This is a genomic window from Geothrix paludis (genome assembly GCF_022808815.1).
GTDB lineage: Bacteria > Acidobacteriota > Holophagae > Holophagales > Holophagaceae > Geothrix > Geothrix paludis.
The window spans coordinates 478183-503762 of sequence record NZ_JAKZLC010000002.1 but is presented as its reverse complement, the minus strand read 5'-3'; the positions used below and the strand labels follow the sequence as shown (position 1 = coordinate 503762).

20 protein-coding genes are annotated in these 25580 nt (G+C 70.9%); 6 read left to right on the top strand and 14 right to left on the bottom strand.

Annotated elements, in window-relative coordinates; genetic code table 11:
• Positions 1-3: 3 nt before the first annotated feature.
• Both MLE64_RS07875 and MLE64_RS07870 read right to left on the bottom strand, forming a co-directional pair.
• Positions 4-1476: an aminotransferase-like domain-containing protein gene (locus tag MLE64_RS07875; protein WP_243317230.1), complete on the bottom strand. Its 1473-nt coding sequence runs from the start codon at positions 1474-1476 to the stop codon at positions 4-6.
• A 50-nt stretch (positions 1477-1526) separates the two neighbouring features.
• Positions 1527-2666 (bottom strand): TIGR03118 family protein, encoded by a 1140-nt coding sequence (locus tag MLE64_RS07870; protein WP_243317229.1) that lies wholly within the window; start codon positions 2664-2666, stop codon positions 1527-1529.
• Positions 2667-2839: 173 nt separating this feature from the next.
• On the opposite strand from MLE64_RS07870, the gene MLE64_RS07865 reads away from it, so the two are divergent.
• Positions 2840-3898 (top strand): hypothetical protein, encoded by a 1059-nt coding sequence (locus MLE64_RS07865; protein WP_243317228.1) that lies wholly within the window; start codon positions 2840-2842, stop codon positions 3896-3898.
• On the opposite strand, the gene MLE64_RS07860 is transcribed toward MLE64_RS07865, so the two are convergent.
• Positions 3899-4585, bottom strand: a complete 687-nt coding sequence (locus MLE64_RS07860; RefSeq protein ID WP_243317227.1) for a cupredoxin domain-containing protein — start codon at positions 4583-4585, stop codon at positions 3899-3901.
• Between the two features lie 54 nt (positions 4586-4639).
• Between MLE64_RS07860 and MLE64_RS07855 the strand changes: the two genes are divergently transcribed.
• Positions 4640-6775 carry a serine/threonine-protein kinase gene (locus tag MLE64_RS07855; RefSeq protein ID WP_243317226.1) on the top strand — a complete coding sequence of 712 codons (2136 nt, stop codon included), beginning with the start codon at positions 4640-4642 and terminating at the stop codon, positions 6773-6775.
• Between the two features lie 7 nt (positions 6776-6782).
• Here the strand turns inward: MLE64_RS07855 and MLE64_RS07850 are convergent, their stop codons facing one another.
• A complete protein-coding gene (locus tag MLE64_RS07850) occupies positions 6783-7598 on the bottom strand; it encodes an alpha/beta fold hydrolase (protein ID WP_243317225.1) in 816 nt (271 codons plus the stop codon).
• Between the two features lie 37 nt (positions 7599-7635).
• Between MLE64_RS07850 and tsaA the strand changes: the two genes are divergently transcribed.
• From tsaA to MLE64_RS07835, 3 genes are all read left to right on the top strand, one after another.
• Positions 7636-8160 (top strand): tRNA (N6-threonylcarbamoyladenosine(37)-N6)-methyltransferase TrmO, encoded by a 525-nt coding sequence (tsaA, locus tag MLE64_RS07845; RefSeq protein ID WP_243317224.1) that lies wholly within the window; start codon positions 7636-7638, stop codon positions 8158-8160.
• A 71-nt stretch (positions 8161-8231) separates the two neighbouring features.
• A complete protein-coding gene (locus MLE64_RS07840; protein WP_243317223.1) occupies positions 8232-8795 on the top strand; it encodes a hypothetical protein in 564 nt (187 codons plus the stop codon).
• Between the two features lie 4 nt (positions 8796-8799).
• Positions 8800-9573, top strand: a complete 774-nt coding sequence (locus MLE64_RS07835) for a class I SAM-dependent methyltransferase (protein WP_243317222.1) — start codon at positions 8800-8802, stop codon at positions 9571-9573.
• Here MLE64_RS07835 and trhA read toward each other — a convergent pair.
• Complete coding sequence (gene trhA, locus MLE64_RS07830; RefSeq protein ID WP_243317221.1) at positions 9560-10318, bottom strand: PAQR family membrane homeostasis protein TrhA; 759 nt, start codon at positions 10316-10318, stop codon at positions 9560-9562. The genes MLE64_RS07835 and trhA overlap by 14 nt on opposite strands.
• Before the next feature lie 45 nt (positions 10319-10363).
• On the opposite strand from trhA, the gene ggt reads away from it, so the two are divergent.
• Positions 10364-12040 (top strand): gamma-glutamyltransferase, encoded by a 1677-nt coding sequence (gene ggt / locus MLE64_RS07825; protein ID WP_243317220.1) that lies wholly within the window; start codon positions 10364-10366, stop codon positions 12038-12040.
• 39 nt (positions 12041-12079) lie between these two features.
• On the opposite strand, the gene MLE64_RS07820 is transcribed toward ggt, so the two are convergent.
• The 9 genes from MLE64_RS07820 to sufC form a co-directional block, all read right to left on the bottom strand.
• Positions 12080-14443, bottom strand: a complete 2364-nt coding sequence (locus tag MLE64_RS07820) for a prolyl oligopeptidase family serine peptidase (RefSeq protein WP_243317219.1) — start codon at positions 14441-14443, stop codon at positions 12080-12082.
• A 352-nt stretch (positions 14444-14795) separates the two neighbouring features.
• The gene (locus MLE64_RS07815; protein WP_243317218.1) at positions 14796-17588 is read right to left on the bottom strand and encodes an AAA family ATPase; all 2793 of its coding nucleotides are present in this window, start codon (positions 17586-17588) and stop codon (positions 14796-14798) included.
• Positions 17585-18706, bottom strand: a complete 1122-nt coding sequence (locus MLE64_RS07810; protein ID WP_243317217.1) for an exonuclease SbcCD subunit D — start codon at positions 18704-18706, stop codon at positions 17585-17587. Before MLE64_RS07810 ends, MLE64_RS07815 begins: the two co-directional genes overlap by 4 nt.
• 98 nt (positions 18707-18804) lie before the next feature.
• Positions 18805-20559 (bottom strand): 30S ribosomal protein S1, encoded by a 1755-nt coding sequence (locus MLE64_RS07805; RefSeq protein WP_243287752.1) that lies wholly within the window; start codon positions 20557-20559, stop codon positions 18805-18807.
• Between the two features lie 403 nt (positions 20560-20962).
• Entirely contained in the window at positions 20963-21523 is a 561-nt protein-coding gene (locus MLE64_RS07800; protein ID WP_243294882.1) for a NifU family protein, read from the bottom strand.
• 84 nt (positions 21524-21607) lie between these two features.
• Positions 21608-22057, bottom strand: coding sequence for a Fe-S cluster assembly sulfur transfer protein SufU (gene sufU, locus MLE64_RS07795; protein WP_243317216.1), 450 nt, complete (start codon positions 22055-22057; stop codon positions 21608-21610).
• 136 nt (positions 22058-22193) lie between these two features.
• Positions 22194-23441, bottom strand: a complete 1248-nt coding sequence (locus MLE64_RS07790; protein WP_243317215.1) for a cysteine desulfurase — start codon at positions 23439-23441, stop codon at positions 22194-22196.
• On the bottom strand, positions 23438-24718 hold the full coding sequence (gene sufD, locus MLE64_RS07785; protein ID WP_243317214.1) for a Fe-S cluster assembly protein SufD: 1281 nt from the start codon (positions 24716-24718) through the stop codon (positions 23438-23440). Before sufD ends, MLE64_RS07790 begins: the two co-directional genes overlap by 4 nt.
• Positions 24715-25479 (bottom strand): Fe-S cluster assembly ATPase SufC, encoded by a 765-nt coding sequence (sufC, locus tag MLE64_RS07780; protein ID WP_243317213.1) that lies wholly within the window; start codon positions 25477-25479, stop codon positions 24715-24717. The genes sufD and sufC overlap by 4 nt, the downstream gene beginning before the upstream one ends.
• Positions 25480-25580 lie beyond the last annotated feature (101 nt).

Genomic DNA, 25580 nt, shown 5'->3' with positions numbered 1-25580 from the left:
CCGTCAGCGGCTCCCGAGCTCCTGAAGGGCCAGGGCCATGCGGCGGCAGGCCTCGTTCTGCTCGTCCAGGTCGTGGGCGGCGAAGCCCAGGCTCAGGTAGGGCACGGGCTGGTGGTGGAGGTCGTACAGGCTCCCCGGGTAGACCACCACGCCGTGGGCCAGGCAGCGCTCGGTCCAGGCCTCGAGGGGCACGCCCTCGGCCACGCGGACCCACAGCGAGAGGCCTTCCCGCGGGTTCTTCACGGAGATGGCGGGATGGAGGTGGAGCAGCAGGCGGTCCACCATGGTCTCCCGCCGCTCATCCGTGAGCTTCCGCACGCGCCGCAGGTGCCGGACGATCTCACCATCCCGCAGCGTCTCCTCGATGGTGGCCTCCTGCACGAGGTTGCCCGGCCAGTCCACGAGCTGGCGCTGCTGGGCCAGGGTCTTGATGAGGCTCGCCTCGCCCGCCAGGAAGCCCACCTGCATGCCCGGCGCGAGGATCTGCTCGAAGCTGCTGAAGTAGAGCACGCGGCCCTTGGGGTCCTCGCTGGCGAGCGGGAGGCGCGGGTTGCGCTCCCGGTGGAAGCCCAGGGCCGGGTCGCCTTCCAGGATGCGGAAGCCGTGGGCCTCCGAGAGCTGGAGCAGCCGCTGGCGCCGGGCTGGATCCAGGCTCACCTGGGTGGGCTGCTGGGGCGCCGTGGTGAGGTAGAGGAGGCGGATGGGTTCCCGGCGCAGGAGGTGTTCGAGGGCCTCCACATCCAGGCCGTGGGCGTCCACCGGGACGGCGAAGAGCCGGGCGCCGGCGGCCCGGAAGGCCTCGGCCACGCGGAACTGCCCGGGGTTCTCCACGGCCACCGCGTCCCCGGGTGCGAAGAGCACCCGCGACACCAGGTTGAGGGTGCTCATCAGGCCGCGGGTGAGCAGGAGGTTGCCCGCCTCCACCGAGAGGCCGCGCAGGTCGCGCAGCATCTTGCAGAGCGAGTTCCGCAGGTCCAGCAGGCCGCGCGGATCCCAGCCCGGCTGGAGCAGGCGCTCCGGGTGCAGGCGCAGCACGCGGCCATATGCGCGGTGGATGGCCTCCGTGGGCGTGAGCCGCAGGTCCGTGGTGTCCGGAGTCAGTTGGAAGGATTCGGGCGCGGGCATGCCCGGCTGGAAGAAGGGACCCTCCCGGGGCGTGGTCCGCTTCCAGGAGGCCGAGTCCTGGGCGGCGATGCCCGCGGGGGCGTCGAGGACCACGGGCTGGTTCCGGGCGATGAAAGTGCCGCGATCGGGGGAGGCCTCGATCCAGCCCTCGGCCTCGAGCTCGCGGTAGGCGGCCAGCGTGGTGTTCCGGTTCACGCCGAGGAGATCGGCCATGGCCCGGGTCCCCGGGAGGGCATCCCCGGGCTTGAAGCGCCCGTGGCGGATGCCCTCCTCGATGGCCTTCACCAGCTGGAGGTACAGAGGCTCGGCATTGGATCGATCCAGCGCGATGGCGAGATCCCAGTTGCCCATCCGGCTCCCTGTCACGACCAGCATCCGGTTTGGGGATACCCCCGTCAAGGTCAGTAGCCGTATGGGCCGCCGCCCGTGCCGCCGCCCGTTCCGGTGCCGCCGTAGCTGATGGTGGCGAAGAGGCCGTGGGTCTGGCCCTGCGGGCCCGCCGCGAGGTAGAGCTGGGTGGACTTCCCGGCCGAGGCGTCGTTCCCGAAGGCCAGGCCCCAGAGGCCGCTGACGGCGATGGGTGTGCCCGCCGGCCCCATGAGCTGTCCCATCAGGGCCCCGGTGGCGGCGTTGTAGGCGGTGATGCGCCCGTCCCCGAAGTTGCCCACCAACAGCGCGCCACCGAAGGGGCCGAAGCTCGCGGGCGCCAGGGCCAGGCCCCAGGGCGCGTTGAGCGAGCCGCCCGTGGCGAGGCGCTGGACGAAGGTGCCATCGAGGTTGAAGACGCTCACGATGCCAAGCCCCGCACCGGTGGTCTCCCGCGGATTCCCGGCGGTGTACTGGGCGTAGGTCACATAGAGCTTTCCGCCCAGCACCTGGACGTTGTAGGGCGAGTAGCCGGCCGGCAGCGAGGGATCCACGAGCGCGCCCGCCGCCAGTGTCACGGGGGCATAGGCGGCGTCGAACACGTCGATGGTTCCCCCGGCCAGGTTGGCGGCGTACAGGTAGGTCGCGCTGGCCGAGATGCCCTGGGCCAGCCCGGTGTAGATGGCGCCGGAGGCGGAGTGGTCCACCCGGCGGGTGACCGCGGTGCCCGCGCTCCATCCGGAGATGCATCCGTCCAGGGAGGCCATGATGAAGATGTCCCCCTGGAAGCCGGAGCTGGCGTTGAACACCATGCCGGTGGGGCCGCCCACGGCGCGGCCCGCCGCGGGAGGATCGGATACCACCAGGGGCGTCGCCAGCATCTGGCCGAGCCCGTCATACACCGTGGCGTCGGCCGTGCCCTGGTCGGCCACCCAGAACCGCGTGGTGGGGCCGTAGGCCAGGCCCCAGGGGTTCACCAGGTGGGTGTCGGTGGTGGCGCCGGTCGTGGCCTGGTCCGTCACGAGGCTGGTGACCTGGTAGGTGGGCGGAGGCGGGGGCGGTGCGCTGGTGCCGCCGCCGCCACCCCCGCCGCAGGCCGCCAGGCCAATCAGGGCCGAGCCGAGGAGGCCGGTCGAGAGGGAACGCAAGGTGGGACCGGCTGAGTGCATGGGCATGGGTGCCTCCAGTTCGCGGGCGGGTCCCGGAGTCGGGGCCCGGGGTCGAATGGGTCCAGCGTGGGGCGTGGGCGGGTCCCCTCCAGATCCGGTCCGGAGATGGGAGACCCTCCGGTGCCTCGGGGAGGATCGGGGTGGGCTACCATCGCCAGGACCGCTTCCTTCGGAGGCTGATGAGACCGCTCGGCTGGATCCTCCCCCTGGTTGCCCTGGTCCTCGCGGCCCAGGAGTCCAGTCCCTTCGCCCCGGAGGCTGTCAACCCCTGGGTGCCCGCCTGGGAACTGACGCTCCGGGGGGACCGCCTCTCGGCCCCGGACGCGCCGGAGGAGGCCTTCCGCCGCGTGGACGCGCAGCTTCGCCTCCGCTGGGCCTGGGAGTCCGGCCCGCTGCGCCTCGAGGCCGGCGCGCGCTCCGCCGTGGGCTCCGACGGCAACCGCTTCAACGCGGCCCGCTGGGACCAGCAGCCCTCCAACGGGACCCAGGCGGACGTGGCGCGGGGGATCGCATCGTGGGTGTCCGAGCAGGCGTTCGGCTCCCTGAGCCTGGGGCTCCAGGGCAGCGGCCTCCTGGCCCCCCAGGCGCTGTGGGATCCGGAGCTGCGCTTCCTGGGGGTCGGCGGGCGGTTCGGGCTGCGCGGCGCCGGAGGCACGCTCGAGGAGGCGGGCCTCCGCGTGGCCGCGGGCCGGGTCCGCGACCTCCTGGGTGGACGCGTGGACCTCGCCGCCGGGCAGCTGGTCCTCCGGATCGACACCGGGCCCTGGTCCTGGACGGCCCATGCCGGGCGCTGGGATCTGGCCTGGGATCCCGGCGACGAGCGGCTCCGCCGGTTGCCGGGCCATGATCCGGCCGCCCGCCAGCGCCTGGTGGTGGACGCGGCCGGGGCCTCGGGCACCTGGCACGCGATCCTGCCTGTGGAAGCCGGGTGGTCCGGCATTCGGAACCGCGAGACCGGCGAGACGTCGGAGGAGGCCCAGGTCGCCCTGGGCAGCCGCGAGCGGGTCTACTGGCCCCAGCTCACCCTCACCTGGCAACGGCTGTCCTCCACGGGCACCCTCTATCCCGTGAACGGCGACGAGTGGTGGTACTACCGGCGGGTTCGGGGGCCCCGCGCCGACCTGTCCCTGCCGCTGCCCCACCGCTGGATCGCCTCGCTCGTGGTCCTCCGGCAGCGGACGGACGGCACGGATGAGTCCGTCACCCGGACGATGCTGGTGGTGCAGAAGCGGTTCTGATCAGTAGGCCCGGTCGTCCGCCAGGGGCGGATAGTCCTGCCCGAACTTGTTCTTGTGGGGCTCCAGGGCGGGCAGGGACAGGTCCAGGTCCCAGCTGCCGTGGGCCACTTCGGCGCCGATCCGCACGGTCCAGGCCTTCTCGCCGGATTCCGGATGCCAGAGGCGCAGCCGGTAGGTGCCCGGCGGGACCCGGTCGAAGGCCACCCCGGCGCGGCCGTCCAGCACCTGGGCGAAGGGCGTCGTCACCACCCAGAGGAAGGCGTTCATCTGGTGGTGGACGTTGCAGTAGAGCTTCACGAGGCCCGGCCGGGCCACCGTCACCTTCGGCGCGTCCCCGGGCCGGTACTGCCCCGTGTCGAAGCGGTTGCCCTGGGTGACGCTGAACACGTTGTGGAGGATGTGGTCGAGGTTGGGGAAGGCCACTTCGGTGCCGGGCGTGGCCAGGGAGACCCGGGGCTGGAACTGCTTGCCCAGGGTGCGGATGGCCACGGGCCGCGAGGGCCCGGGCGGCGGCACTGGCGCGTCGATGGGCTCCAGGATGGCCACGCAGTCCTTCAGGGAGGCTCGGATCCGGCCGTCCTTCTCGTGCAGCCGTACGGGGCCTTCCAGTCCGCCCGCCCGCAGGGGGACGGCCAGGGCCACGGCCAGGGCCAAGGTCCACAGGCCGTTCACGGGGACTCGAATCATGCTGGGCATCCGGGGTAGATTCGAGCCAGTATAGCCACCGACCGAGGAAGGCCGATGCCGCAGCCCATGAGCTGGTACCGAACGCTGGCGTGGACCTTCTTCCTCCGGCAGGCGGCGGCCATCGCCGCCCTCATCGCGCTCATCCTCTGGGTGGCCTACAGCGAGGCGGAGCGCGGCGCACGGGCCACGGCGGCCGCGAGCCTCTCCGCCGGACGGTACGTCGTGGAGCGCGCCTTCGAGCAGCAGGGCCGGTCGCTGGACGCGGGCCTGGAGGTCTTCACCGAATATTCGGGCAACCTCGCCCTCGTGGAACAGGCGCTGGAATCGGGCGCCTCCGCGAGCCTGGCGGACACGCTGGCGGACAACCTCCCGCGCCTCGGGGCCGACCTCGCCCTGGTGGTGAAGCCGGACGGCACCCTACTGGCCACCACCGGCCCCGGCGGCCGCACGGATTTCCCCGAGGCGGGGATCCTGCAGATGGCCCTGGCCCCCGAGGAGGCCGAGACGGCCGGCCATGCCGGACCCTCGTACCGGGGCTTCCTGCGCGTGGACTGGGGGAACCGCCCCGGGGTCTACCACGCGGTGGCCCGGCCGCTGCGGTCCCCCGGGGGCCGCGCCCTCGGGGCCATGCTCGTGGGCGTGCGGGTGGATGACCGGATCGCCCTGGACCTGCGACGCCTGGCTGTGGCCGGGCCCCAGCGGGGCGATCCCGCGCCCCATCTGGTCCTGCTCAGCCGCTTCCAGACGCTGGGCGCCACCCTCCCGGGCTCCGGGGAACTGGATCGCCTCCTGGCCCGGGAGCCGTCGCTCCTGGCGGTGCGGGGCCGGGTCCTCGATGGCCAGGGCTCCGGCGTGCTGCGCTTCCGGGTGGGCGGGCTGAGCTACCTGGGGCTGGTCTCCCCCATCCGGGGGGTGAACGCCCTCGACCTGGAGATGGCCGAGGTTCTGCTGATGCCCGTGGATCCCCTGCTGGCGCCGTTCCGCAACCTTCAGCGGGCCATCCTCGCCGCCGGGGCCGCGGGGCTCCTCGTGACCCTGGGCCTCAGCCTGCGCTCGGCCCGGAAGGTGACGGCCCCGCTGAAGGAGCTCGCCACGGCCACGGAGGCCCTGGCGGCTGGGGAGCATCCCGGGCCCCTGGCCCTGATGCCCAGCCAGGACGAGGTGGGCGTGCTGACCCGGACCTTCAAGTCGATGGTGGCGGAGCTGAAGGCCAAGGATGAGCTCCTGGCCCTGCTGGCCGCGACCCGGCGGCCGTCCGCCTCTTCCCCGCCGGTCCGCGACGACGAGGCCACCCTGCGCCTGGCGCCGCCCGCGGCCATGCCGGCGGACGAGCCGCTGCCCGGCCCGCTCCGGATCGGGGGGACCTTCGCCGGCCGCTACAGGGTGGAACGGCTGCTGGGCCGGGGCGGGATGGGCGTGGTCCTCCAGGTGCGCGACCTGCAGCTCGACGAGGAGGTGGCCCTGAAGGTGGTCCGACCGGCCCTGGCCTCGGTCCCGGCTTTCCTCGACCGGCTCAAGCAGGAGATCCGCCTGGCCCGGCGGATCACCCACCGCTACGTGCTCCGCATCCACGACTTCGGCGAGAGCGAGGGCATCCCCTTCGTGACGATGGAATACCTGCGTGGCACCACCTTGCGGGAGCTGCTGGAAGGGCGAGGGCGGCTGCCCCTGCCGCTGGCCCTTCGGATCACCCGCCAGGTCGCCGAGGGCCTGGAGGCGGCCCACCTCGTGGGCGTGATCCACCGGGACATCAAGCCGGCGAACGTGCTGTTCGACACCCGGGGCGACGCCAAGATCATGGACTTCGGCCTCGCCGCGCCGGCCACCACCCCGGCCCCCGGGGACTCCGGGAACCTCCTCGGATCGCCGCGGTACATGTCCCCCGAGCAGATCCGGGGCGGGGCGGTGGATGCCCGGACCGACCTGTACGCGCTGGGGGTCATGCTCTTCGAGCTGTGCGCCGGCAGCGCGCCCTTCGACACCCCCCGCATCGAGGATCTGCTGGCCCTGCACCTGGACGCGCCGCCGCCCTCCCTGGCCGAGGCCGTGCCGGACCTCCCCCCGGACCTGGGCCTCCTGGTGGCCCGGCTCATGGCGAAGCGCCCGGAGGACCGGCCCCAGTCCGCCGCCGAGGTGGTGGAGATCCTGAAGGCGCTGGCCGCCAGTGGCGGCGCCACGTCCCGCTTGTAAGCCGCCCTCAGCGCCGGGGCAGCCCGCCGACGAAGTCCGCCAGCGCCGCGAGCACCTGCGCCTCCTGATCCTGGTGGGGGGCATGCCCGCACCGGGGCAGCTTGAGCAGCCGTGTCTCCGGCACCTGCTCGGCGATGACATCGATCTGCCGCAGGGTGGCGTAGGCGTCGTCTTCGCCCTGGATGGCCAGGACCGGACAGCGGATGTCGCGCAGGCAGGCCTCGATGTTCCAGTCGCGGAAGGCCGGCGACAGCCAGGTGTCGTTCCACTCGTGGAACACCCGGGCCGCGTCCGCGTGGTGGCGGGCCAGCTTCCGGGGCCAGTGCGTGGCGGTCCAGGCCTTCCGGGCCGTCCGCAGGCCCGCCAGAGTCTCCTCCTCGACGAATTCGTGGGGGGCCAGGACGGCCACGCCCAGAGGCGCGTCCGGGAAGGCCCCGGCGAAGAGCAGCGCGATGCTGCCGCCGTCGCTGTGGCCGATGAGCACCGGGTGCTCGATGCCCAGGGTCGCGAGGAAGGCGGGCAGGGCCTCCTCCGCCTCGCGGTGCAGGTAGCGGGGCGTGCGCGGCTCGGGGTAGGGGTCGGAACCACCGTAGCCCGCGCGGGATCCCGCCACCACCCGGCATCCCGTGGCCTCCGCCAGCTTCCGGGGGAAGTCCCGCCACAGGGCTGCGCAGCCGAGGCCTTCGTGCAGCAGCACGAGGGTGGGCCGCCCTTCGGCGGTGGCGGGGAAGTCGCAGCATTCGAGGCGCAGGCCGGCGACGGTGAGGTGCATCAGCGGCGCAGTCATGGGCTCAGGTCGGCGCGCGGGGTTCAGGGCGTCCATGGCCCCAGGATAGCCGCCGGGACGCTACCCTTCGGACATGGCCTCTTTCACCTTCCACCCCATCGGAATCCTGCGCTCGCCCTACGTGACGCGCATCGATGCGCCCCACCAGCCCACGGTGGTCGAGGGCACGGAGACGGGCGCGCCGGCCGAGGCCACGCTGGAGCTGGACCCCTCGCTGCCGGAGACGGTGCTGCGCGACCTGGAGGGCTTCGAGCGCGTGTGGCTCCTCTTCGCCTTCCACCTGAGCGAAGGCTGGGCGCCCCTGGTGCAACCGCCGCGGGGGCCCCGGGCCAAGCGCGGCGTGCTGGCCACGCGCTCGCCCCACCGGCCCAACCCCATCGGCCTCTCCTGCGTGGAGCTGGTGGCCGTGGAGGGCCGCACCCTGCGCCTGCGGGGCGTGGACCTGCTGGACGGCACGCCGGTGCTGGACCTGAAGCCCTACGTGCCCTACGCGGACGCCTTTCCGGAGGCCCGGGCCGGGTGGATCGACGCCGTGGACGCGGACACGGGACACCGCTCCGCGCCCGGGCCCCGGAAGCCGCGGCGGCCGAAGGCTTGAGGCGGACTTGACGCGCCCGGGAGCCCAGGGCCACCCTACGGGCACCCCAACCCCTCACAGGAGCCCACCCCATGGTCCCGCTTTCCCATCTCTGGCTGCCCATCGTGCTGTCGGCCGTCGTCGTCTTCGTCGCCAGCAGCCTCATCCACATGGTGCTCAAGTGGCACAACTCGGACTACCGCGCCTTGCCCAACGAGGATGAGGTCCGCGCGGCCATCCGCAAGGGCTCCCCCGAACCCGGCCAGTACGTGATGCCCCGTTGCAACGACATGAAGGACATGGGCAAGCCCGAGGTCCAGCAGAAGTACAAGGAAGGCCCCGTGGGTTTCCTGGTGCTGGTCCCCAACGGCGTGCCCAAGATGGGCAAGGCCATGATCCAGTGGTTCCTCTTCGCCGCGGCCGTGGCCTTCATGGCGGCCTACGTGGCGGGGCACACCCTGGGCGCCGGCACCCACTACCTCCAGGTGTTCCGCGTCGTGGGCACGGTGTCCTTCCTCACCTATGCGGGCGGCAGCGTCCAGGCGGGAATCTGGATGGGCAAGCCCTGCGGCGCCGTGCTCAAGGATCTGCTGGACGGCCTCATCTACGGTCTGCTGAGCGCCGGTGTCTTCGGCTGGCTCTGGCCGAGGATCTGACGCCGTGGAACCCAAGCCCGACCGCTACGGCCGCATCGCCTACCGGAGCCTCATCGACTGGCCCCAGCGCCTGAAGCGCGAGGCGCCCCTCCTCCAGCGCGTGCTGGCCGGGGCGCCTTCGCGGCGGGTGCTGGACCTGGGCTGCGGCACCGGAGAGCACGCCCGTCTGCTGGCCTCGCTGGGCTTCGAGCCCACCGGCGTGGACGCCTCGCCCGCCCAGCTCGAGGCGGCCCGCGAGGCCGATCCGCAGGGCCGCTACGTCCAGGGCAGCCTGACGGATCTGGCGGGCCTGGTGGAAGCGGGCCAGGGCGGGGCCCTCTGCGTGGGCAACACGTTGCCCCACCTCACGGAGGAGGCGGACCTGCGCCGCTGCTTCGAGGGGCTGGCTTCGCGGCTGCTGCCGGGCGGGCTCTTCCTGCTCCAGACCTTGAACTACGATCGGATCCTGGATCGCGGCGAGCGCGCCCTGCCCGCGGTGGTCCTGCCCGGAGCGGACGGTGCGGAGACGGTCTTCCTGCGCCTGATGACCGCCCGGCCCGGCGGCCGACTGACCTTCACGCCCGTGCGCCTGCGTTGGTGCCCCGGCGTCCAGCCGCCCGTGGAGGTGGTGTCCGCCGAGGAGGTCCAGCTGCGCGCCTGGCGCCGGGCCGAGGTGGAGGCCCTGCTCGCCGCCGCGGGCTTCGAGGTGCGCGAGGCCCTCGGCACCATGACCGGCGAGCCCTGGAGCCCGGCCTCATCGGACCTGGTGCTGGTGGTGGAGAAGCTCAGCCAGGGATGACGTGGAAGAGCACCGCGAAGACGTGGCAGGCGCTTCCCGCCACCACGAAGAGGTGCCAGAGCGCGTGGTGGAAACGCAGCTTCTTCAGGCTGTAGATGGCGGCGCCCACGCTGTAGAAGATGCCGCCGCCGAAGAGCCAGTAGAGGCCGTGGGCGGACAGCGAGCGGCCCAGGGGCGCCGCGGCGATGACGATGATCCAGCCCATGAGCAGGTAGATGCCCGTGGAGATCCAGCCCATGCGCTTCACGAAGGCGGGATCCACGGAGGTGTCCGGCAGCGCGTGCAGGTGGTCCACCGGGGCGGGGCGCAAGGCCACCTTGGCGATGCGGCCGTAGAAGACGCCCTTGAAGGTGATGCCCGCCGCGGCGAGGGCCCACACCAGCCCGAAGACGGTCCAGCCCCAGCCCGGACTGACGCGTCCCAGGGCCGAGAGGCAGAAGGGCGTGTAGGTGCCGGCGATGAGCAGGAAGATGGCCGAGTGGTCGAAGACCTTGAAGACCAGCTTCACGCGGGGGCCGCGGAAGGCGTGGTAGAGGGTGCTCATGAGGTAGAGCAGGATGAGGGTCGAGCCGAAGATGGCCGCGCCCACCACGTCCCGGGCCGTGCCGTGGAGGGCGGCCTCCACCACCATGAGCACGAGGCCCGCGATGGCCAGGGCCGCGCCCAGCCCGTGCGTGAGGCTGTTGGCCAGCTCCTCGCTGGAGGTCTGCGGCGTCGAGCCGGGAATGACGGCGCTTCGGGACATGCCCCAAGGATGACAGACTCGAGGCATCCCCTGCTCGGAGCTCCCGTGCCCTTCCGCCCTTTTCTGGCCCTCGTTCTCGCCCTGACTCTCGGGCCGACCCTCGCCCTGCCATTGGGCGCCCAGCCTCCCCGCGGCATGGTGGTGAGTCAGGAACGCCTGGCCTCCGAGGCCGGCGCCCAGGTGCTCCGCGAGGGCGGCAGCGCCGTGGATGCGGCCGTGGCCACGGCCTTCGCCCTGGCTGTCGTTCATCCCGCCGCCGGCAACCTGGGCGGGGGCGGCTTCTTGCTGTCGAGGCCTACCCGGGGTCAGGCCTCGTTCATCGATTTCCGCGAGGTGGCGCCGGCCTCCGCCCACTCCCGCATGTGGCTCAAGTCGGACGGCGCCTACGATGAGGCGAAGCATCACGACAGCCTGGCCAGCGTGGGTGTGCCCGGCACGGTGGCGGGGCTGCACGAGGCGTGGCGGCGCGAGGGCCGGCTGCCATGGGCGAGGCTGCTGCGGTCCTCCATCCGCCTGGCGCAGGAGGGCTTCGTGCTGTCGGAGAACCAGGCCGCCAGCCTCGCGGAGCAGCTGCCCGCCTTCGCCCGTCATGCGCCGACCCTGGCCCAGTTCAGCCGGAAGGGCTCACCCCTCCGCGCCGGGGACCGCCTGGTGCAGCGGGACCTGGCCCGAACCCTGCAGCGGCTGGCCAAGGACTGGACCGACTTCTACCGCGGCCGGACCGCAACCCTGATCGTCCACGACATGAAGTCGAACGGCGGTCCGATCACCGCGAAGGACCTGCGTGGCTACCGGCCCGTGCGGCGCGAGCCCCTGCGCGGAACCTACCGCGGCTTCGAGCTTCTGGCCGCGCCGCCCCCCAGCTCCGGCGGCCAGGTGCTGATCGAGTCCCTGAACCTCCTCGAGGGCTTCGACCTGAAGGCCGCCGGTCCGGGTTCGCCCGCGGCGATCCACCTGGCGGCGGAGGCCCTGCGCCGCGCCTTCGCGGACCGGGCGCAGTTCCTCGGCGATCCTGCCTTCGCCGGGGACATCCCGATGGTGCGCCTGCTCTCGAAGGACTACGCCACGGAGCTGCGTACCACCATCCGGCCCGACCGGGCGTCTGTCTCGGATCCGTCCCGGTTCACCTGGGAGCCGGACCGCCCGCACACCACGCACCTGTCCGTCCTCGACCGTGCAGGCAATGCCGTGAGCCTCACCTACACCCTGGAGGAGAGCTACGGCCTCAAGCGCGTCGTTCCCGGCGCGGGCTTCCTGCTGAACAACGAGCTGGGCGACTTCAACGCCGTGCCCGGCCTCACGGACGCCACGGGCCGCATCGGCACGGCGCCGAACCTGGCCCAGCCGGGCAAGCGACCTCTGTCGAGCATGTGCCCCGTGATCCTCGTGAAGGACGGGTCCGTCGTCATGGTGAGCGGCAGCCCCGGCGGCCGCACCATCCCCGCCACGGTGCTGAACACCGTGCTCAACGTGGTGGACTTCGGCCTGGACGCCCGCGCCGCCGTGGACGCCCCGCGCTTCCACCACCAATGGCTGCCAGACCGCATCCAGGTGGAAGCGGACCTCCCCGCCGCCACCCGCGAGGCCCTGAAGGCCATGGGCCACACGCTCAAGGAAGTCCCGAAGCAGGGTTGCGCCCAGGTGATCCTGGTGCGACACGGCCAGGCCGAAGGCGCTGCCGACACCAATAGGTGGTCCGACAGCGGCGCCGTGGGGGAATAGGTCATTCCGAGGTGAATCAACCGATGGGATTCCCGAGCCCTACTTCAGGTGCTTGTCGAACCAGTGGAGCATCTCCCAGAGGGTGTGCTCGACGGATTCGCGGGCGACGTAGCCGTGGCTCTCCAGGGGCAGGGTGACGTAGCGGGCGGTCTGGCCGTTGCCCTTGAGGGCGGCGTAGAGGCGCTCGCTCTGGATGGGGAAGGTGCCCTGATTGTTGTCCGCCTCGCCGTGGATGAGCAGGATGGGCGCGTTGAAGTGGCTGGCGGACATGAAGGGGGACACCTTCAGGTACATCTCGGGGGCCTCCCACAGCGTGCGTCGCTCGCTCTGGAAGCCGAAGGGCGTCAGGGTGCGATTGTAGGCGCCGCTGCGTGCGATGCCCGCCTTGAAGAGCTTGGAGTGCGCCAGCAGGTTCGCCGTCATGAAGGCGCCGTAGCTGTGGCCGCCCACGCCCACGCGTTTCGGATCGATGACGCCCAGCTCGTCGGCCTTGTCGATGGCGGCCTTGGCGCTGGCCACGACCTGCTCCAGGTAGGTGTCGTTCACGGTCTTGGGATCGCCCACCACGGGCATGGTGGCGTTGTCGAGCACCACGTAGCCTGACAGCAGGAAGAACAGGTGGGACATGCCGCCGATGGTGGTGAACCGGTCCGTGGAGCCGCTCACCTGGCCGGCGGTACCCGCGTCCGTGAACTCCAGCGGGTAGGCCCAGACCACGGCGGGGCGGCGCTCGCCGGGCTTGTAGTCGGGCGGCAGGTACAGCGTGAAGCTGAGGGCCACGCCATCGGGCCGCGTGTACGTCACGAGCTTCTTCTGGATCTTCCGCAGCTCGGGCAGGGGGTCGGTGAAGGCGGTGAGCGCCGTCTTCCGGGCGTCCGGCGCCGAGGCATGCAGGATGTAGTTCGGCGCTTCCGTGGGGCTTTCGCGCCGCGTGATGAAGGTGCCGTCCCGCAGCAGCGCCACGGGAGCCTCGTAGACCCCTTCGCCGCAGCGAAAGAGGCGCTCGGTCTGGAGGGTGGCGGGATCGAAGCGGGCCAGGAAGGGGCGGTCGCCGGAGGGCGTGGCGCCGGATCCCGTGAGGAAGAGCTTTCCGGCCTCCTCGCGCAGGGCCGTGTGGCCGTTGGGCAGCAGGCGGGCGAGGAAGGTGCCCGGGGCCTTGTAGCGGTCGTTGGCGCTGAGGTCGAAGGCCAGGCGGGCCTCCGCGGGCTTCGCGAGATCCACGAGCCAGGTGCGGGTCCAGCGGCGGTCGCGCTCGAATTCGCGCACCACGGCCAGGCCGCCGCCTTCGCTCCAGTCGAGGGTCGCCATGCGGGCCTTGAGGCGGATCAGCTCCGCAGGCGCGATCTGGAAGGGCGCGGCCTGCGTCAACACGTGGTCGCGGAACTCGGCCTTCTGCCGAGGGTCGCCGCCGTCCAGGGCCTCCACCCAAGCCAGGGTCGCCGGCTCTGTGGGCCGCCAGTGCAGGCGGCGCGGCCCCGTGCGCACGCCCTCGATGGGAATCCCTTCAGCCAGGGGCAGGTCCGCGGCGGTGTGGACGAGCTTGCCGGCACGATCCCAGACCTCCTCGCGGACGGGGAACTGGGAGGCCGGCACCAGGAAGGAGAAGGGGCGCTGGAGGCGCGCCACCAGGAGCAGCTTCCCGTCGGGGGAGGGCTGGAGGTCGGCGTAGAGCCCCGGCCGGCCGATGGGCTTCAGCGCCCCGGTGGCGGGCTCCACGCGCACCACCTGGGCCTGGCCCAGGAACTCGAACAGGCGCTCGTCGAAGGCGTCCTTGAGCAGGTCCTGGTAGGTGGGCGCGGGGGCGGACTTGCCTTCGGTCTCCTGGATGCGGGGGCCGATGGGCACCTCCGGCGCCTTGGGTTCCGGCCCCTGGCCCGCGGGCACGGCCTTGGCGATGAGGCTGCCGTCCGGCAGCCAGTCGAAGGGATCCCCCAGCACGGCGTTGAGCTTCAGGCCTGGCACCCGGCGGAGCGTTCCGGTGGCGGCCTCCCCGATCCACAACTCCGTGGCCCCGGCGGCGGTTCCCGTCAGCGCGAACCGCGTGCCGTCCGGCGACCAGCGGGGCTGGCCCAGCGCCACGTCAGGCGGCAGCGCGACGAGCCGGGCGGGACCGCCCTTCACGTCCTGGAGGGCCAGGGCCTTCAGCCGCGGCGGGTTGTGGGGGCCGCGGGTGCGGGGGTTCAGCCGCAGGCCCGCCAGCCGCGCCATGGGCTGGGCCAGGGCCTTGATCGGCGGATGGCGCTCGAACTCCGCCAGCAGGAAGCGGTCGCCCGTGGGGCTGGCCAGCAGGGAGGGCGTGCCCGGCGCATCCAGCACCCGCTCGATGGCCTTGGGCGCCTTCTGGTAGGACGTGGGCTGGGCGGCGAGCGCCAGGCACAGGAAGGGAGCGAAGGCGCGCCGCATGGGAACTCCGTGGTTTTTGGGAGCATACCACTTTATGCGATGTATTAAAGCCGAGACCTCCTGGAAACCTCGACCATCCCTCCGTCCTCGTGCTGGTCACGGAAGCCACGGAATTCCACGGAAGGCACGGAAGGGTCCGTAGTTCTCGCCGCTCGGGCCCGCCGGAGGCGGCTTCCGGCGAAGCCGGAAGTGATCCCGGGGGCGCCGTGTCCTCGGAAGCACGGCCCCGGCGCCCCCGGGATGCAGCCCGCGCTTTCGGAGTGGACGTCCCTACCCCTTTTCCGTGTCTTCCAGCTTGTTTCCGTGGCTTCCGTGACCAGCGTTTTGCGCCGTGGCGCTCAGGCCCTTGGGCTCAGTCGACCCGGAACCGGGCGTGGCTGCCACCGGGCCCGGGCGTCACCTCCAGGCGGGCGGGGATGCGGGCCTTCACGTCGTCCAGGTGGCTGATGAGGCCCACCAGGCGGCCGCCCTGGTTGAGGTCCTCCAGGGTGCGGAGGGCCAGGTCCAGGGCCTCGGGGTCCAGGCTGCCGAAGCCCTCGTCGATGAAGACCGTGTCCAGCCGGATGCCGCCGGCATGGCGCTGCACCACGTCCGAGAGGCCCAGGGCCAGGGCCAGGCTGGCCTGGAAGCCCTCGCCGCCCGACAGCGAGCTCACGGCCCGGGCGCGGCCCGTGTGGGCGTCCGTGATCTCCAGCTCCAGGCCCCCGGCCCGCCGCAGGTCGCCGCCGGTGGTGGCCCGCCGCAGGGCGTAGCGCTGCTTGCTCATGCGGCGCAGCCGCTCCGAGGCCGAGACCAGCACCTCGTCCAGGAGGGCGCCCTGGACGTAGCGTTCGAAGGAGACGCGGATCCCCTCCTCGCCCCGGGCCACCCGAGCCAGGCTGGCGGCCGCGCGGTGGCGGCGCTCCTCCGCGCCCTGACGAGCTCCGAGCTCCGCCAGGGACGCCTCCAGGCGCTGGAGGGCGGCCTGTTCAGATCGGGCATGGCCCAGGGCCTCGCCGGTCTGGGCGAAGCGGGCCTGGGCGCTGTTTCGCGCCGCCTGGAGGGCCGGCAGGTCCGGCATGGGCACGCCTTCGGGCGGAGGCTCGCCGCCCGCCGCCGCCAGGGCCGCCGCGAACTCGGCTTCCGTCCGGCGGGCTTCCCTCCGGGCGGCCTCCAGGCGGTCTCTGTGTGATTTGAGGGCGGCCTCTGCCTCGATGGCCGCGGCCTGGGCCGCTTCCCGGGCTTCGCGGGCCGCCTTCAGTCCGGATTCGGATTGGGCTAGCTCCTCCTCTGCCTTCCCCCGCCGGGCCGCGAGCGCCCCGGGAACCCGCAGATCCTCCGACAGGGCCTCCTCGTGGACCTTCACCCTCGCCTGCGCGCCGGCCTCCAGAAGCGCCACCTCCGATAGGCGGTGGGTGGTGGCGGCGAGCTGAGCTTCGGCCTCCTTCTGAGCCTCCTCTGCCTCGGTCAGGATCCGCTCGGCCATGGTCAGGCTGGTCTCGGCCTGGCGGCTGCGTTCCAGAGCTTCCAAGGATCGCACCTCCTCGGCCGCCAGGCTCTCGAGGGCAACCTCCGTGGCCTCGCCCAGATGATGAGCCAGATCCTGTTGGCGGTTGCGGGCGGTCTCCCGGGCCGAGGAACAGGCGGCGGCGGCCTCCTGGGTGCGGGCCAGGGTTGCCTCTGCTTCATCCTGTTGCGCCTGAGCCTGCCGGATTTCCTGCTCGCCCGGTAGATCCACGGAGGGCCCGGCTGGCCGGGGATGGGCTTCGCTGCCGCAGACAGGGCACGGCTCGCCGGGTCTCAGGTTCCGGGCCAGATGGGCCGCCTGGGCCGCCAGGCGTCGTTCCTGGAGGTCGCGGAAGTGGTCGCGTGCATTCTTCACGGCCTGCTCGGCGGTGTCCCGGGCGGCGCGGGCAGTGTCCAGGGCGGCGGAGGCGCGCTCGACCGCCTGCTGGGCCTGATCGAACTGCCCACGCTGCGTCCGCTTCTGGTGGGCCAGGCGGAGCAGACCCTCGCGGCCTGCCAACTGGGAAGCCTCGGTCCGAAGCTCCTGCAGGAGGGCTTTCTGGCGCGCGGCCTCCTGTTCGGCGGCATCTCGGCGCCGGGTCTGCTCCTCGGCCAGCCGCTTGAGGTGCTGGTCCTGCCGGACAGCCTCCGCGGTTTCCTTTCTGGCCTGCTCGAGGGCTGCCAGCTTGGGTTCAAGGTCCTTCAACCGGCCGATGGCGCGGCGCAGATCCTCGCGGCGGGGCTCCTCGCGTTCCACCCCGACCAGGGCGCCTTCGGCTCTGGTGTTGGCCAGGGCCCGCGATGCCGCGGCCTCCGCCAGCCGGTCGACCTCCTGTTCCAGCGTGTGTACCCGGGCGAGGGCCTCCTCCAAACGCGTCCCCTCGCTCAGGACAGCCTCCGCCCGATCCAGGGCGCCCTGGGCTTCCTGCTGCTCTTGGATCCGCGCCTCCACCAGCTGGGCCGTGGCTTCGAGGTGCTCCGGCAGCTCCTGGGCGGCGGCCACGCCGGCCTGGGCGAGGAGCTGGCGTTCCTCGGCCTGGGCCGCGAGCAGGGCCTCCCGCAGGGCCTTCTCCCGCTCCGCCAGGGCCTCGGCGAGGGCGGCGTAGCGGGCGGTCTGGAAGAGGGTCTGGAGGATGGCCTGGCGCTCGGCGGAGCCCGCCAGCATGAACTCCTGGAAGCGGCCCTGGGGCAGCAGGACCACCTGCCGGAACTGGCTGGCCCTGAAGCCCAGCAGGTCCGCCACCGCCGCGTCCACCACCGTGGGCTTCTCCGTGGCCAGGGGCACCTCGGCGCCGTCCGCCAGCTCCCATAGGTGCGCCGCGTAGGGCTGCTTCTTGGTGCCGCCGCCGCGCACCTTCGGCACCTGCTGTTCTGGCGTCCGCTCCACCCGGTAGGTCTTCGCGCCCAGGGCGAAGTCGAAGGTCACGCGGGTGGGCGTGTCCGCTGGGGCGAAGTGGCTGCGTAGGTCGCGGGTCTCCCGCTGGCCGCCGCTGGTCTGGCCGTAGAGGGCGTAGCTGATGCCGTCCAGGATGCTGGTCTTGCCGGCGCCCGTGGGGCCGTGGATGAGGAAGAAGGACTGGTCGCCCAGGTCCGCGAAGTCCAGATCCTGTCTTCCCGCATAGGGACCGAAGGCTTCCAGGCTGAGCCGCAGGGGCTTCATTCGGCCTCCCCGGCGAGCAGCTTCCCGGCCACGTCCTGGAAGAGGGCCCGTTCCTCGCCGTCCATGGGGCGGCCGGCGGTGTCCTGGAAGAAGGCCTCGAAGAGGGCCGCGGGATCCAGGTCGCGGTCCGCGGCGCGCGCGATCTCCTGGGGCGCTGCCGCCGGCGAAGCGGGCTGGAGGCCGAGGATGTTCGGATAGACCTGGCGCAGGCGGGCCATGGCGTCCAGCACCGGACCCTCGTCCAGCAGGTCCAGGAACAGGTAGTCGTCGGAGTTTCCCTGGGGGCCGCGCATCAGGTCATCGAAATGGCCGCGCAGGCGCCGCAGGTCGCGGCGGGGCGTGAGGGGCAGGGACTCGATGTGGGCGGGACCGCGTTCCGGCAGCTCCACCAGGGTGACGGCCTTAGCGTGGGTGGCCTCGGAGGCGCTGTACTTGAGCAGGCTGCCGGCGTAGCGCACGTGGGGGAAGCCGGCCGCCTGCGGGCGGTGGAGGTGGCCCAGGGCCGCGTAGTCGCAGTCCCGGAAGAGCGCCGCGTCCACCTCGCCGGTGCCGCCCACGGCCAGGCCCAGCTCGGAGTCCGAGCCCTCGCCTCCGGCCACGAAGGCGTGCGCCACGGCGACGAAGCGGCGGCCCTCCGGATGGGCGGCGCGGGCCCGGGCCAGCTGAGCCGCCAGGGCGTCCTGATGGGTGCGGATGGCCTCGTCCTGGAAGGCGTGGCGGGCCATGACCGGATCCGCGTAGGGCAGGAGGTGGAAGGCGGCGCTGCCGATGAGGACCGGCTCCGGCGGCCCCAGGGGCCCGGCCACGTGGAGACCCTGGGTTCCCAGGAAGCTGGAGGCGAAGCCCAGGCGCTCGGGGCTGTCGTGGTTCCCCGCGATGATGAGCACGGGCACACCCAGGCCCCGCACGAGGCGGTCGAGGGTATCGTCCAGCAGGGCCACGGCCTCCTTGGGCGGCACCGCGCGGTCGTAGAGGTCCCCGGCCACCACCAGCGCTTCGGCGCGGGTCTCCTTCGCCATGGCCGCCACCTGGTCCAGGGCGTGGGCCTGGTCTTCCAGGAGGTTCGCATTGCAGAGGGTCTTGCCGAGGTGCCAGTCGGAGGTGTGGAGGAAGCGCATGGGATCCGTGAAAGCCAGAGGGGGCTTCCGAGTATCGCATCCCATCACGACGAAGCCCCCTCGCGGGGGCCTCGTCGTGATGAGTTGAGGAAGGAACGCTACTCGCGCTCGGCCTTGTTGAAGGCGTCGGCCAGCGTCGCCTTTTTGAACTCGGGCTGACGGGCCTTGGCGGCTTCCATGTCGCCGCGCTCCTGGTCCTGCTCCAGCTGCTTCACGGAGAGGCCGATGCGGCGCTCGGTGGGATCGAGCTTCACGATCTTCATGGTGAGATCCTGGCCGGCGGCGAACTCCTTCTGGATGTCCTCCACCCGCTTGCGGGAGAGCTCGGAGACGTGGACCAAGCCCTCGATGCCGTCGCCGAGGTCGACGAAGGCGCCGAAGTCGGTCAGGCGGGCGATCTTGCCGGTGAGGACGTCACCCACGTGGTGGCCTTCGAAGAAGATCTCCCAGACGTTGGGCTCCATCTGCTTCACGCCGAGGCTCATGCGCTGGGCCAGGGGGTCCAGGTTGAGGACCTTGGCGGTGACGCTGTCGCCCTTCTTCACGATCTCGCCGGGGTGCTTGATCTTCTTGGTCCAGCTGAAGTCGGAGACGTGGATGAGGCCGTCGATGCCCTCTTCCAGCTCCACGAAGGCACCGAACTCCGTGATGTTGCGCACGGTGCCCGTGACGATCATGCCGGGCTGGTACTTCTCGGCGATGGCCATCCAGGGGTTCGGGGTGATCTGCTTCATGCCGAGGCTGATGCGGCGGTTCTCGGAATCCACCTGCAGGATCAGGGCCTCGACCTGGTCGCCCAGGTTGACCATGCCCTTGGCGGACTTGACCTTCTTGGTCCAGCTCATCTCGGAGACGTGGACCAGGCCCTCGATGCCGGGCTCCAGCTCAACAAATGCGCCGTAGTCGGTGATCGAGACGACCTTGCCCTTGACGGTGGCCTGGATGGGATAGCGCTCCTCGACGGAGAGCCAGGGATCCGGGAACTTCTGCTTGTAGCCCAAGGACACGCGCTCGGTGTCCTTGTCGTACTTGAGCACGGCCACTTCGACCTTGTCGCCCACCTGGAACATCTCGCTGGGGTGGTTGAGCCGGCCCCAGGACATGTCGGTGATGTGCAGCAGGCCGTCCACGCCACCCAGGTCGACGAAGGCGCCGTACTCGGTGATGTTCTTGATGGTGCCCTCGACCAGCTTGCCTTCCTCGAGGCCCGCCAGGGTCTCTTCCTTCAGGCTCGCGTTGATGGTTTCGAGGAACAGCTTGCGGGACAGCACGATGTTGCCCCGGCGGCGGTTGACCTTGATGACCTTCATGTCGAAGGACTTGCCGAGGTAGGGATCCAGGTTGCGGACGGGCTTCATGTCCACCTGGCTGCCGGGCAGGAAGGCGCGGATGCCGATGTCCACGGCCAGGCCGCCCTTGACCTTCTCGAGCACGGTGCCGTGCACGGTCATGTTGGAACGGAAGGCCTTCTCGACCTCGTCCCAGATCTTCATCTTCTCGGCGCGCTCGCGGCTGAGGCGCACGTTGCCGTGGGCGTCCTCCAGCATCTCGAGCAGCACTTCGACCACGTCGCCCACCTGGACGCCCTGGGTGCCATCGGGATTGTTGAACTCGTCAAGGTTGACGGTGCCCGACCCCTTGTAGCCGATGTCGACGATGACGTCCTTGCCGCGGATCTCCACGACGACGCCACGGACGACCTCCTCCTCGCGGAGGCCCCGGGTCTCACCCTGCAGCGCGGCCAGGAACTCCTGGTTCTCTGGGCTGTCCTCTTCGAACGCCGCGTCGAGCACGCTGATGCGGCCCACCTGCTTGCGGGCCTGGCCCTTGATGATTGCTTCTAGCTTGGACATGAAGTCCACCTCGTTTGGTTGCGCCCGCTCTCTGGCGGTGCGCTGGAATCCCGGCACGCGAAGTCCGGCAGAACGCCCAGATTAGCCCAGAAAGCCTTCAGGGGCCATGAAATATCCGGAAAGGCCGACGGGGGAGGGTGACTCGAAAGGCTGTTTCACCGCGGTTGGCGTCTGTTTTTCCCGTGGACGGCCTCAGACGGAGATCACCACGATCTCCGGGTCCACTTCCTTCTGGAGCATGCCCTCGATGGCGACCAGGGTGCCGGTGAGGCTGGCGGGGCAGGAGCCGCAGGCGCCCCCATGTGAGCATCCATCCGGATCATCACCTGCTTCTCGTGCCGCCCGATCAACTCCAGGTCGCCGCCGTCCGCGGCGAGGGCCGATGGGGGCAGTTCAGGCCTTCTCAGACTGAGATGACCACGATCTCCGGGTCCACTTCCTTCTGGAGCATGCCCTCGATGGCCACCAGGGTACCCGTGAGGCTAGCGGGGCAGGAGCCGCAGGCGCCCATGTACCGGATCATCACCTGCTTTTCGTGCCGCCCGATCAGTTCCAGGCCGCCACCGTCCGCCGCCAGGGCGGGCAGGATGGCGCTCTCCAGCACCATGCGGATGTCCTTGAGCATGGGGTCGTTCTCGTCATCCACCTTGCTGAAGACCCGGGGACCGCCAGGAGGCGGAGCCTGTCCGCCGCCCGCGCCCGCCGCGGCCCGAATGGGCGCGGCCAGCAGGGGCAGCATCTCCGGCCAGCCCTTGTCGTCGGTCTTGGTGACGGTGAGGAACTTGTCCTGCATGAACACCGAGGTGACGTTCCCCACGGCGAAGAGGCCCTTGGCCAGCTCGTCCTGCTCGGCGGTCTCCGCGTTGGGGAAGGACTTCGGGAAGCCCAGGGCCACGGGCTCCTTCAGCACGAACTTCACCGCGTTGGGGTTGGGGGTGTATTCGATCTCGGCAATCTTAGGCATCGCATTCACCGCAGAGAACGCGGAGAACGCAGAGGAGAACCGATTTCTTTTCTCGGCGTTCTCTGCGCTCTCCGCGGTGAGGGTTCATTCCGTGCTCGCTTCCTCTTCGCCCTTCAGCGCGGCGTGGAGGGTGGCCCAGGGGAGGATGGCGCACTTCACGCGGCTGGGGAGGTCCTTGACGCCGCTGAAGAGGGTGAGCTTGCCCAGCAGGGGCGTCTGGGTGGCGGGATCGAGCTCGCCGCGCACCATGCCGCGGAACTGCTCGATCATGGCCTCGGCCTCGGCCACGGGCTTCCCCTTCACCGCACTGGTCATGAGGCTGGCGCTGGCGACATCGATGGCGCAGCCGCTGCCCTCGAACTTCACGTCCCGCACCACGCCTTCCTCGACCACCAGCGTCAGGTCCAGCTGGTCGCCGCAGAGGGGGTTGTGGCCCTCCGCGTGGTGCGTGCAGGGTTCAAGCTTCCCGAAGTTCCGGGGCTTCTTGTTGTGCTCCAGGATCACCTGCTGGTACAGCTCGCGCGGGTCGGTCATCGGGAAGATCCAGACGTAGAAAAGACATCCACGAAGGACACGAAGGGGAAAGGCAGGGCACGAAGATCCGGGGATGCCTCGTACGCACTTCCTTCGTGCTCTTGATTCATCTTCGTGTTCTTCGTGGAGATCCTTTTCATTTGAATAGCTCGATGGCCTTGAGGACGGCCGACACCAGGATGTCCACTTCCTCGCGGGTGTTGAAGTAGGCGAAGGAGGCGCGGGTGGTGGCGGGGACGTGGAAGCGGGTCATGATGGGCTGGGCGCAGTGGTGGCCGGCGCGGACCACGACGCCTTCGCCGTCCAACAGGCTGCCCATGTCGTGGGGGTGGATGCCGTCCACCACGAAAGAGAGGACACTGGCCTTGTCCCTGGCGGTGCCGAGGATGCGGAGGCCGGGGATGGCGGCGAGCTTCTCCGTGGCGTAGGCCAGCAGTTCGTGCTCGTGGGCGGCGATGCGGTCCAGGCCCAGGGCGGTCACATAGTCGATGGCGGCGCCGAGGCCGATGGCATCGGCGATGGGGGGCGTGCCGGCCTCGAACTTGCCCGGCGCGGGCAGGTAGGTGGTCTTCTCCCAGCTCACGGAGCGGATCATGCTGCCGCCCCCGTGCCAGGGGGGCATGGCCTCCAGGAGGGCCAGCTTGCCGTAGAGGATGCCGATGCCCGTGGGCCCCGAGAGCTTGTGGCCGCTGAAGACGTAGAAGTCCGCGTCCAGGTCCTGCACGTCCACCTTCAGGTGCGGCACGGCCTGGGCGCCGTCCACCAGCACGGGCACGCCCTTGGCGTGGGCCCGGGCGACGATCTCCCTCACGGGGTTGATGGTGCCGAGGACGTTGCTGACGTGCACCACGCCCAGAATCTTCGTGCGGTCGGTGATCAGCTCGTCGAGGGACTCCAGGATCAGCTCCCCGGCGTCGTTCATGGGGATGACCTTGATCGTGGCGCCCTTTTCCTGGGCCAGCATCTGCCAGGGCACGATGTTGGCGTGGTGCTCCATGGCCGACAGGAGGATCTCGTCGCCCTCCTTCACGGTCATCCGGCCGAAGGTCTGGGCCACGAGGTTGATGGCCTCGGTGGTCCCGCGGGTCCAGACGATCTCGCGCGCGGAGGCGGCGCCGATGAACTTCCGCACCTTCTCGCGGGCGGCCTCGTAGAAGTCCGTGGCCTCCTGGCTGAGGGTGCTCACGCCGCGGTGGACGTTGGTGTGCTCCTCGCGCTCGTACTTCGCCATGCGCTCGATGACCTGGACAGGCATCTGGCCGCTCACGGCGCTGTCAAGGTAGACCACGGGCTTGCCGTGGAAGACCCGGGAGAGCAGGGGGAAGTCCTGGCGGATGGCCTGGACGTCGAGGGGCTGGAGGCCGATGTTCGAGGGGGAGCTCATGCCAGGTCTCCCAGCGAGCCGGCCTGGGTGCGGGCCATGACGAGCTGGCGCAGGCTCCGGCGCAGGCTGGCCACGGGGACGTGGGTGAGCACGTCCGCCGCGAAGCCGTAGGTGAGGAGGTTGCGGGCGTCGTCGGCGTTCATGCCGCGACTCTGCAGGTAGAACAGCTCCTCGGGATCGAGCTGGCCCACGGCGGCGCCGTGGCTGCACTTGACGTCGTCGGCATAGATCTCCAGCTGGGGCTTGGTGTCCACGCGGGCGGCCTCGGAGAGCAGCAGGTTGCGGCTCTGCTGCTGGGCGTCCGTGCCCTGGGCGCCCTTGGCCACGAGGACCTGGCCGTTGAAGATGGCGCGGGCCCGCCCATCCACGATGCACTTGTGCAGCTGGCGGCTGGTGGCGCCGGGTTCGGCGTGGTGCAGGAAGCTGTGGGTATCGGCCACCTGGACCCCGTCGAGCAGGGCCAGGCCGTCCAGGGTGGCCTCGGCGCCCTCGGCCAGCCGCACGCGGGGCTCCTGCCGGGAGAGGCGGGCGCCGAAGCTGAGGGTGCGGGAATGGTACTGGCCGCCCTTGCCGACCTCGGCCTTGAGGGTGGCGAGGTGGAAGGCCTCGGGGCTCTCCCGCTGCACGCGCTCATGGCGGAGGACGGCGCCTTCGGCCACATGCACCTCGACCACGGGACAGCTGAGGTAGGCGCCCTCGCCGTGGTGTTCCTCCACCAGCTCCAGCTCCGCGCCCCGCTCCAGCACCACCAGGAGGCGGGGGAACACGGCCACGGGGGATTCGGCCTTCGTCACGAAGAGGAGGTGCAGGGGCAGGGCCACCTTGAGGTTCTTGGGCACGAGGATGACCGCGCCATCCTCGAAGCGGGCGGTGTTCAGGTCCTCGAAGAGACCCTTCGCCGCGCCGTTGCCGACGCTGCCCAGCGCGTGGCAGGCCTCGCTCGCATGGGACATGGGGAAGTAGCGCACCCCGGCCGGCACGGCGGAGGCGCAGCTCGCGTGGGGGGCGTGGTGCCCGTTCACGAAGACCTGGCGCGTGCCCACCATCTCGGGGAGCAGGTGCCCGGAGATGTCCACGGTGGTCTTCGGGGCGGGCCCGAAAGCACCGGCGGCCAGGGCCTTCAGGTCCGTGTACTTCCAGTCCTCGTCCCGGGTCGCGGGCAGTGCGCGTCCGGCCAACCGCAGCTCTGCCGCTTCGCGCAGCGAAGTCCATTCGGCGGGCCTGGGCGCGCTGAGCAGATCCACCAGCAGGCTGGAACCGACAACGGCCGTGGTCATCGGGCGCCCCCGGCGGCGGCCTCTTCCAGGACCCAGTCGTAGCCGCGGTCCTCGAGCTCGGTGGCCAGCTCCTTGCCGGCGCTCTTGAGGATGCGGCCGCCGGAGAGCACATGCACGAACTGGGGCTGGATGGTCTCCAGAATGCGGGGGAAGTGGGTGATGATCAGCAGGGCGCGGTCCGGGCGCTGGAGCTTGTTGACAGCGTCGCCCAGCACGCGCAGGGCGTCGATGTCCAGGCCGCTGTCCAGCTCGTCCAGGATGGCCAGCTTGGGTTCCAGCACCGCCATCTGGAGGATCTCGTTGCGCTTCTTCTCGCCGCCGGAGAAGCCCTCGTTGAGGCTGCGGTCGAGGAATTCCTCCTTCATCGACACGAGCTTGATCTTCTCGTGGATGAAGTCGTCGAACTCCAGGGGATCCAGCTCGTCACGGCCCTCGGCCTCGGCCTTCTTGTTGTAGGCCAGGCGCAGGAAGGCGGCGTTGCTCACGCCCGGCACCTCGATGGGGTGCTGGAACCCCATGAAGATCCCGGCGCGGGCCCGCTCATCGGCCGCCAGCTCGAAGAGGTTCCGGCCTTCGTAGAGGACCTCGCCGCCGGTGACTTCGTAGGCCGGATGGCCCACCAGCACCTTGCCCAGCGTGGACTTGCCCGAGCCGTTGGGGCCCATGATGGCGTGGATCTCCCCCGCCTTGATCTCCAGGTCGATTCCCTTCAGCACCGGCGTGCCGTTGATCGAGGCGGTGAGGTTACGAATCGAGAGCATCTAAAACTCCAAGAACAACAAATCAACCGCGAAAGGCGCGAAGGTTCGCGAAAGGCAATGGCCGTGAGATTTCGCGTCCATTCGCGTCTTTCGCGGTTTCA

Coding starts and splice junctions, on each gene's coding strand:
- MLE64_RS07810 (WP_243317217.1), bottom strand. CDS start 18,706: ATGCGCTTCCTCCACACCTCCGACTGGCACCTCGGCAAGACCCTCTGC.
- tsaA (WP_243317224.1), top strand. CDS start 7,636: ATGGCCTCTTTCACCTTCCACCCCATCGGAATCCTGCGCTCGCCCTAC.
- trhA (WP_243317221.1), bottom strand. CDS start 10,318: ATGTCCCGAAGCGCCGTCATTCCCGGCTCGACGCCGCAGACCTCCAGC.
- MLE64_RS07855 (WP_243317226.1), top strand. CDS start 4,640: ATGCCGCAGCCCATGAGCTGGTACCGAACGCTGGCGTGGACCTTCTTC.
- MLE64_RS07865 (WP_243317228.1), top strand. CDS start 2,840: ATGAGACCGCTCGGCTGGATCCTCCCCCTGGTTGCCCTGGTCCTCGCG.
- MLE64_RS07870 (WP_243317229.1), bottom strand. CDS start 2,666: ATGCCCATGCACTCAGCCGGTCCCACCTTGCGTTCCCTCTCGACCGGC.
- sufC (WP_243317213.1), bottom strand. CDS start 25,479: ATGCTCTCGATTCGTAACCTCACCGCCTCGATCAACGGCACGCCGGTG.
- MLE64_RS07815 (WP_243317218.1), bottom strand. CDS start 17,588: ATGAAGCCCCTGCGGCTCAGCCTGGAAGCCTTCGGTCCCTATGCGGGA.
- MLE64_RS07850 (WP_243317225.1), bottom strand. CDS start 7,598: ATGGACGCCCTGAACCCCGCGCGCCGACCTGAGCCCATGACTGCGCCG.
- sufU (WP_243317216.1), bottom strand. CDS start 22,057: ATGACCGACCCGCGCGAGCTGTACCAGCAGGTGATCCTGGAGCACAAC.
- MLE64_RS07805 (WP_243287752.1), bottom strand. CDS start 20,559: ATGTCCAAGCTAGAAGCAATCATCAAGGGCCAGGCCCGCAAGCAGGTG.
- MLE64_RS07840 (WP_243317223.1), top strand. CDS start 8,232: ATGGTCCCGCTTTCCCATCTCTGGCTGCCCATCGTGCTGTCGGCCGTC.
- MLE64_RS07860 (WP_243317227.1), bottom strand. CDS start 4,585: ATGATTCGAGTCCCCGTGAACGGCCTGTGGACCTTGGCCCTGGCCGTG.
- sufD (WP_243317214.1), bottom strand. CDS start 24,718: ATGACCACGGCCGTTGTCGGTTCCAGCCTGCTGGTGGATCTGCTCAGC.
- MLE64_RS07790 (WP_243317215.1), bottom strand. CDS start 23,441: ATGAGCTCCCCCTCGAACATCGGCCTCCAGCCCCTCGACGTCCAGGCC.
- MLE64_RS07875 (WP_243317230.1), bottom strand. CDS start 1,476: ATGGGCAACTGGGATCTCGCCATCGCGCTGGATCGATCCAATGCCGAG.
- MLE64_RS07820 (WP_243317219.1), bottom strand. CDS start 14,443: ATGCGGCGCGCCTTCGCTCCCTTCCTGTGCCTGGCGCTCGCCGCCCAG.
- MLE64_RS07800 (WP_243294882.1), bottom strand. CDS start 21,523: ATGCCTAAGATTGCCGAGATCGAATACACCCCCAACCCCAACGCGGTG.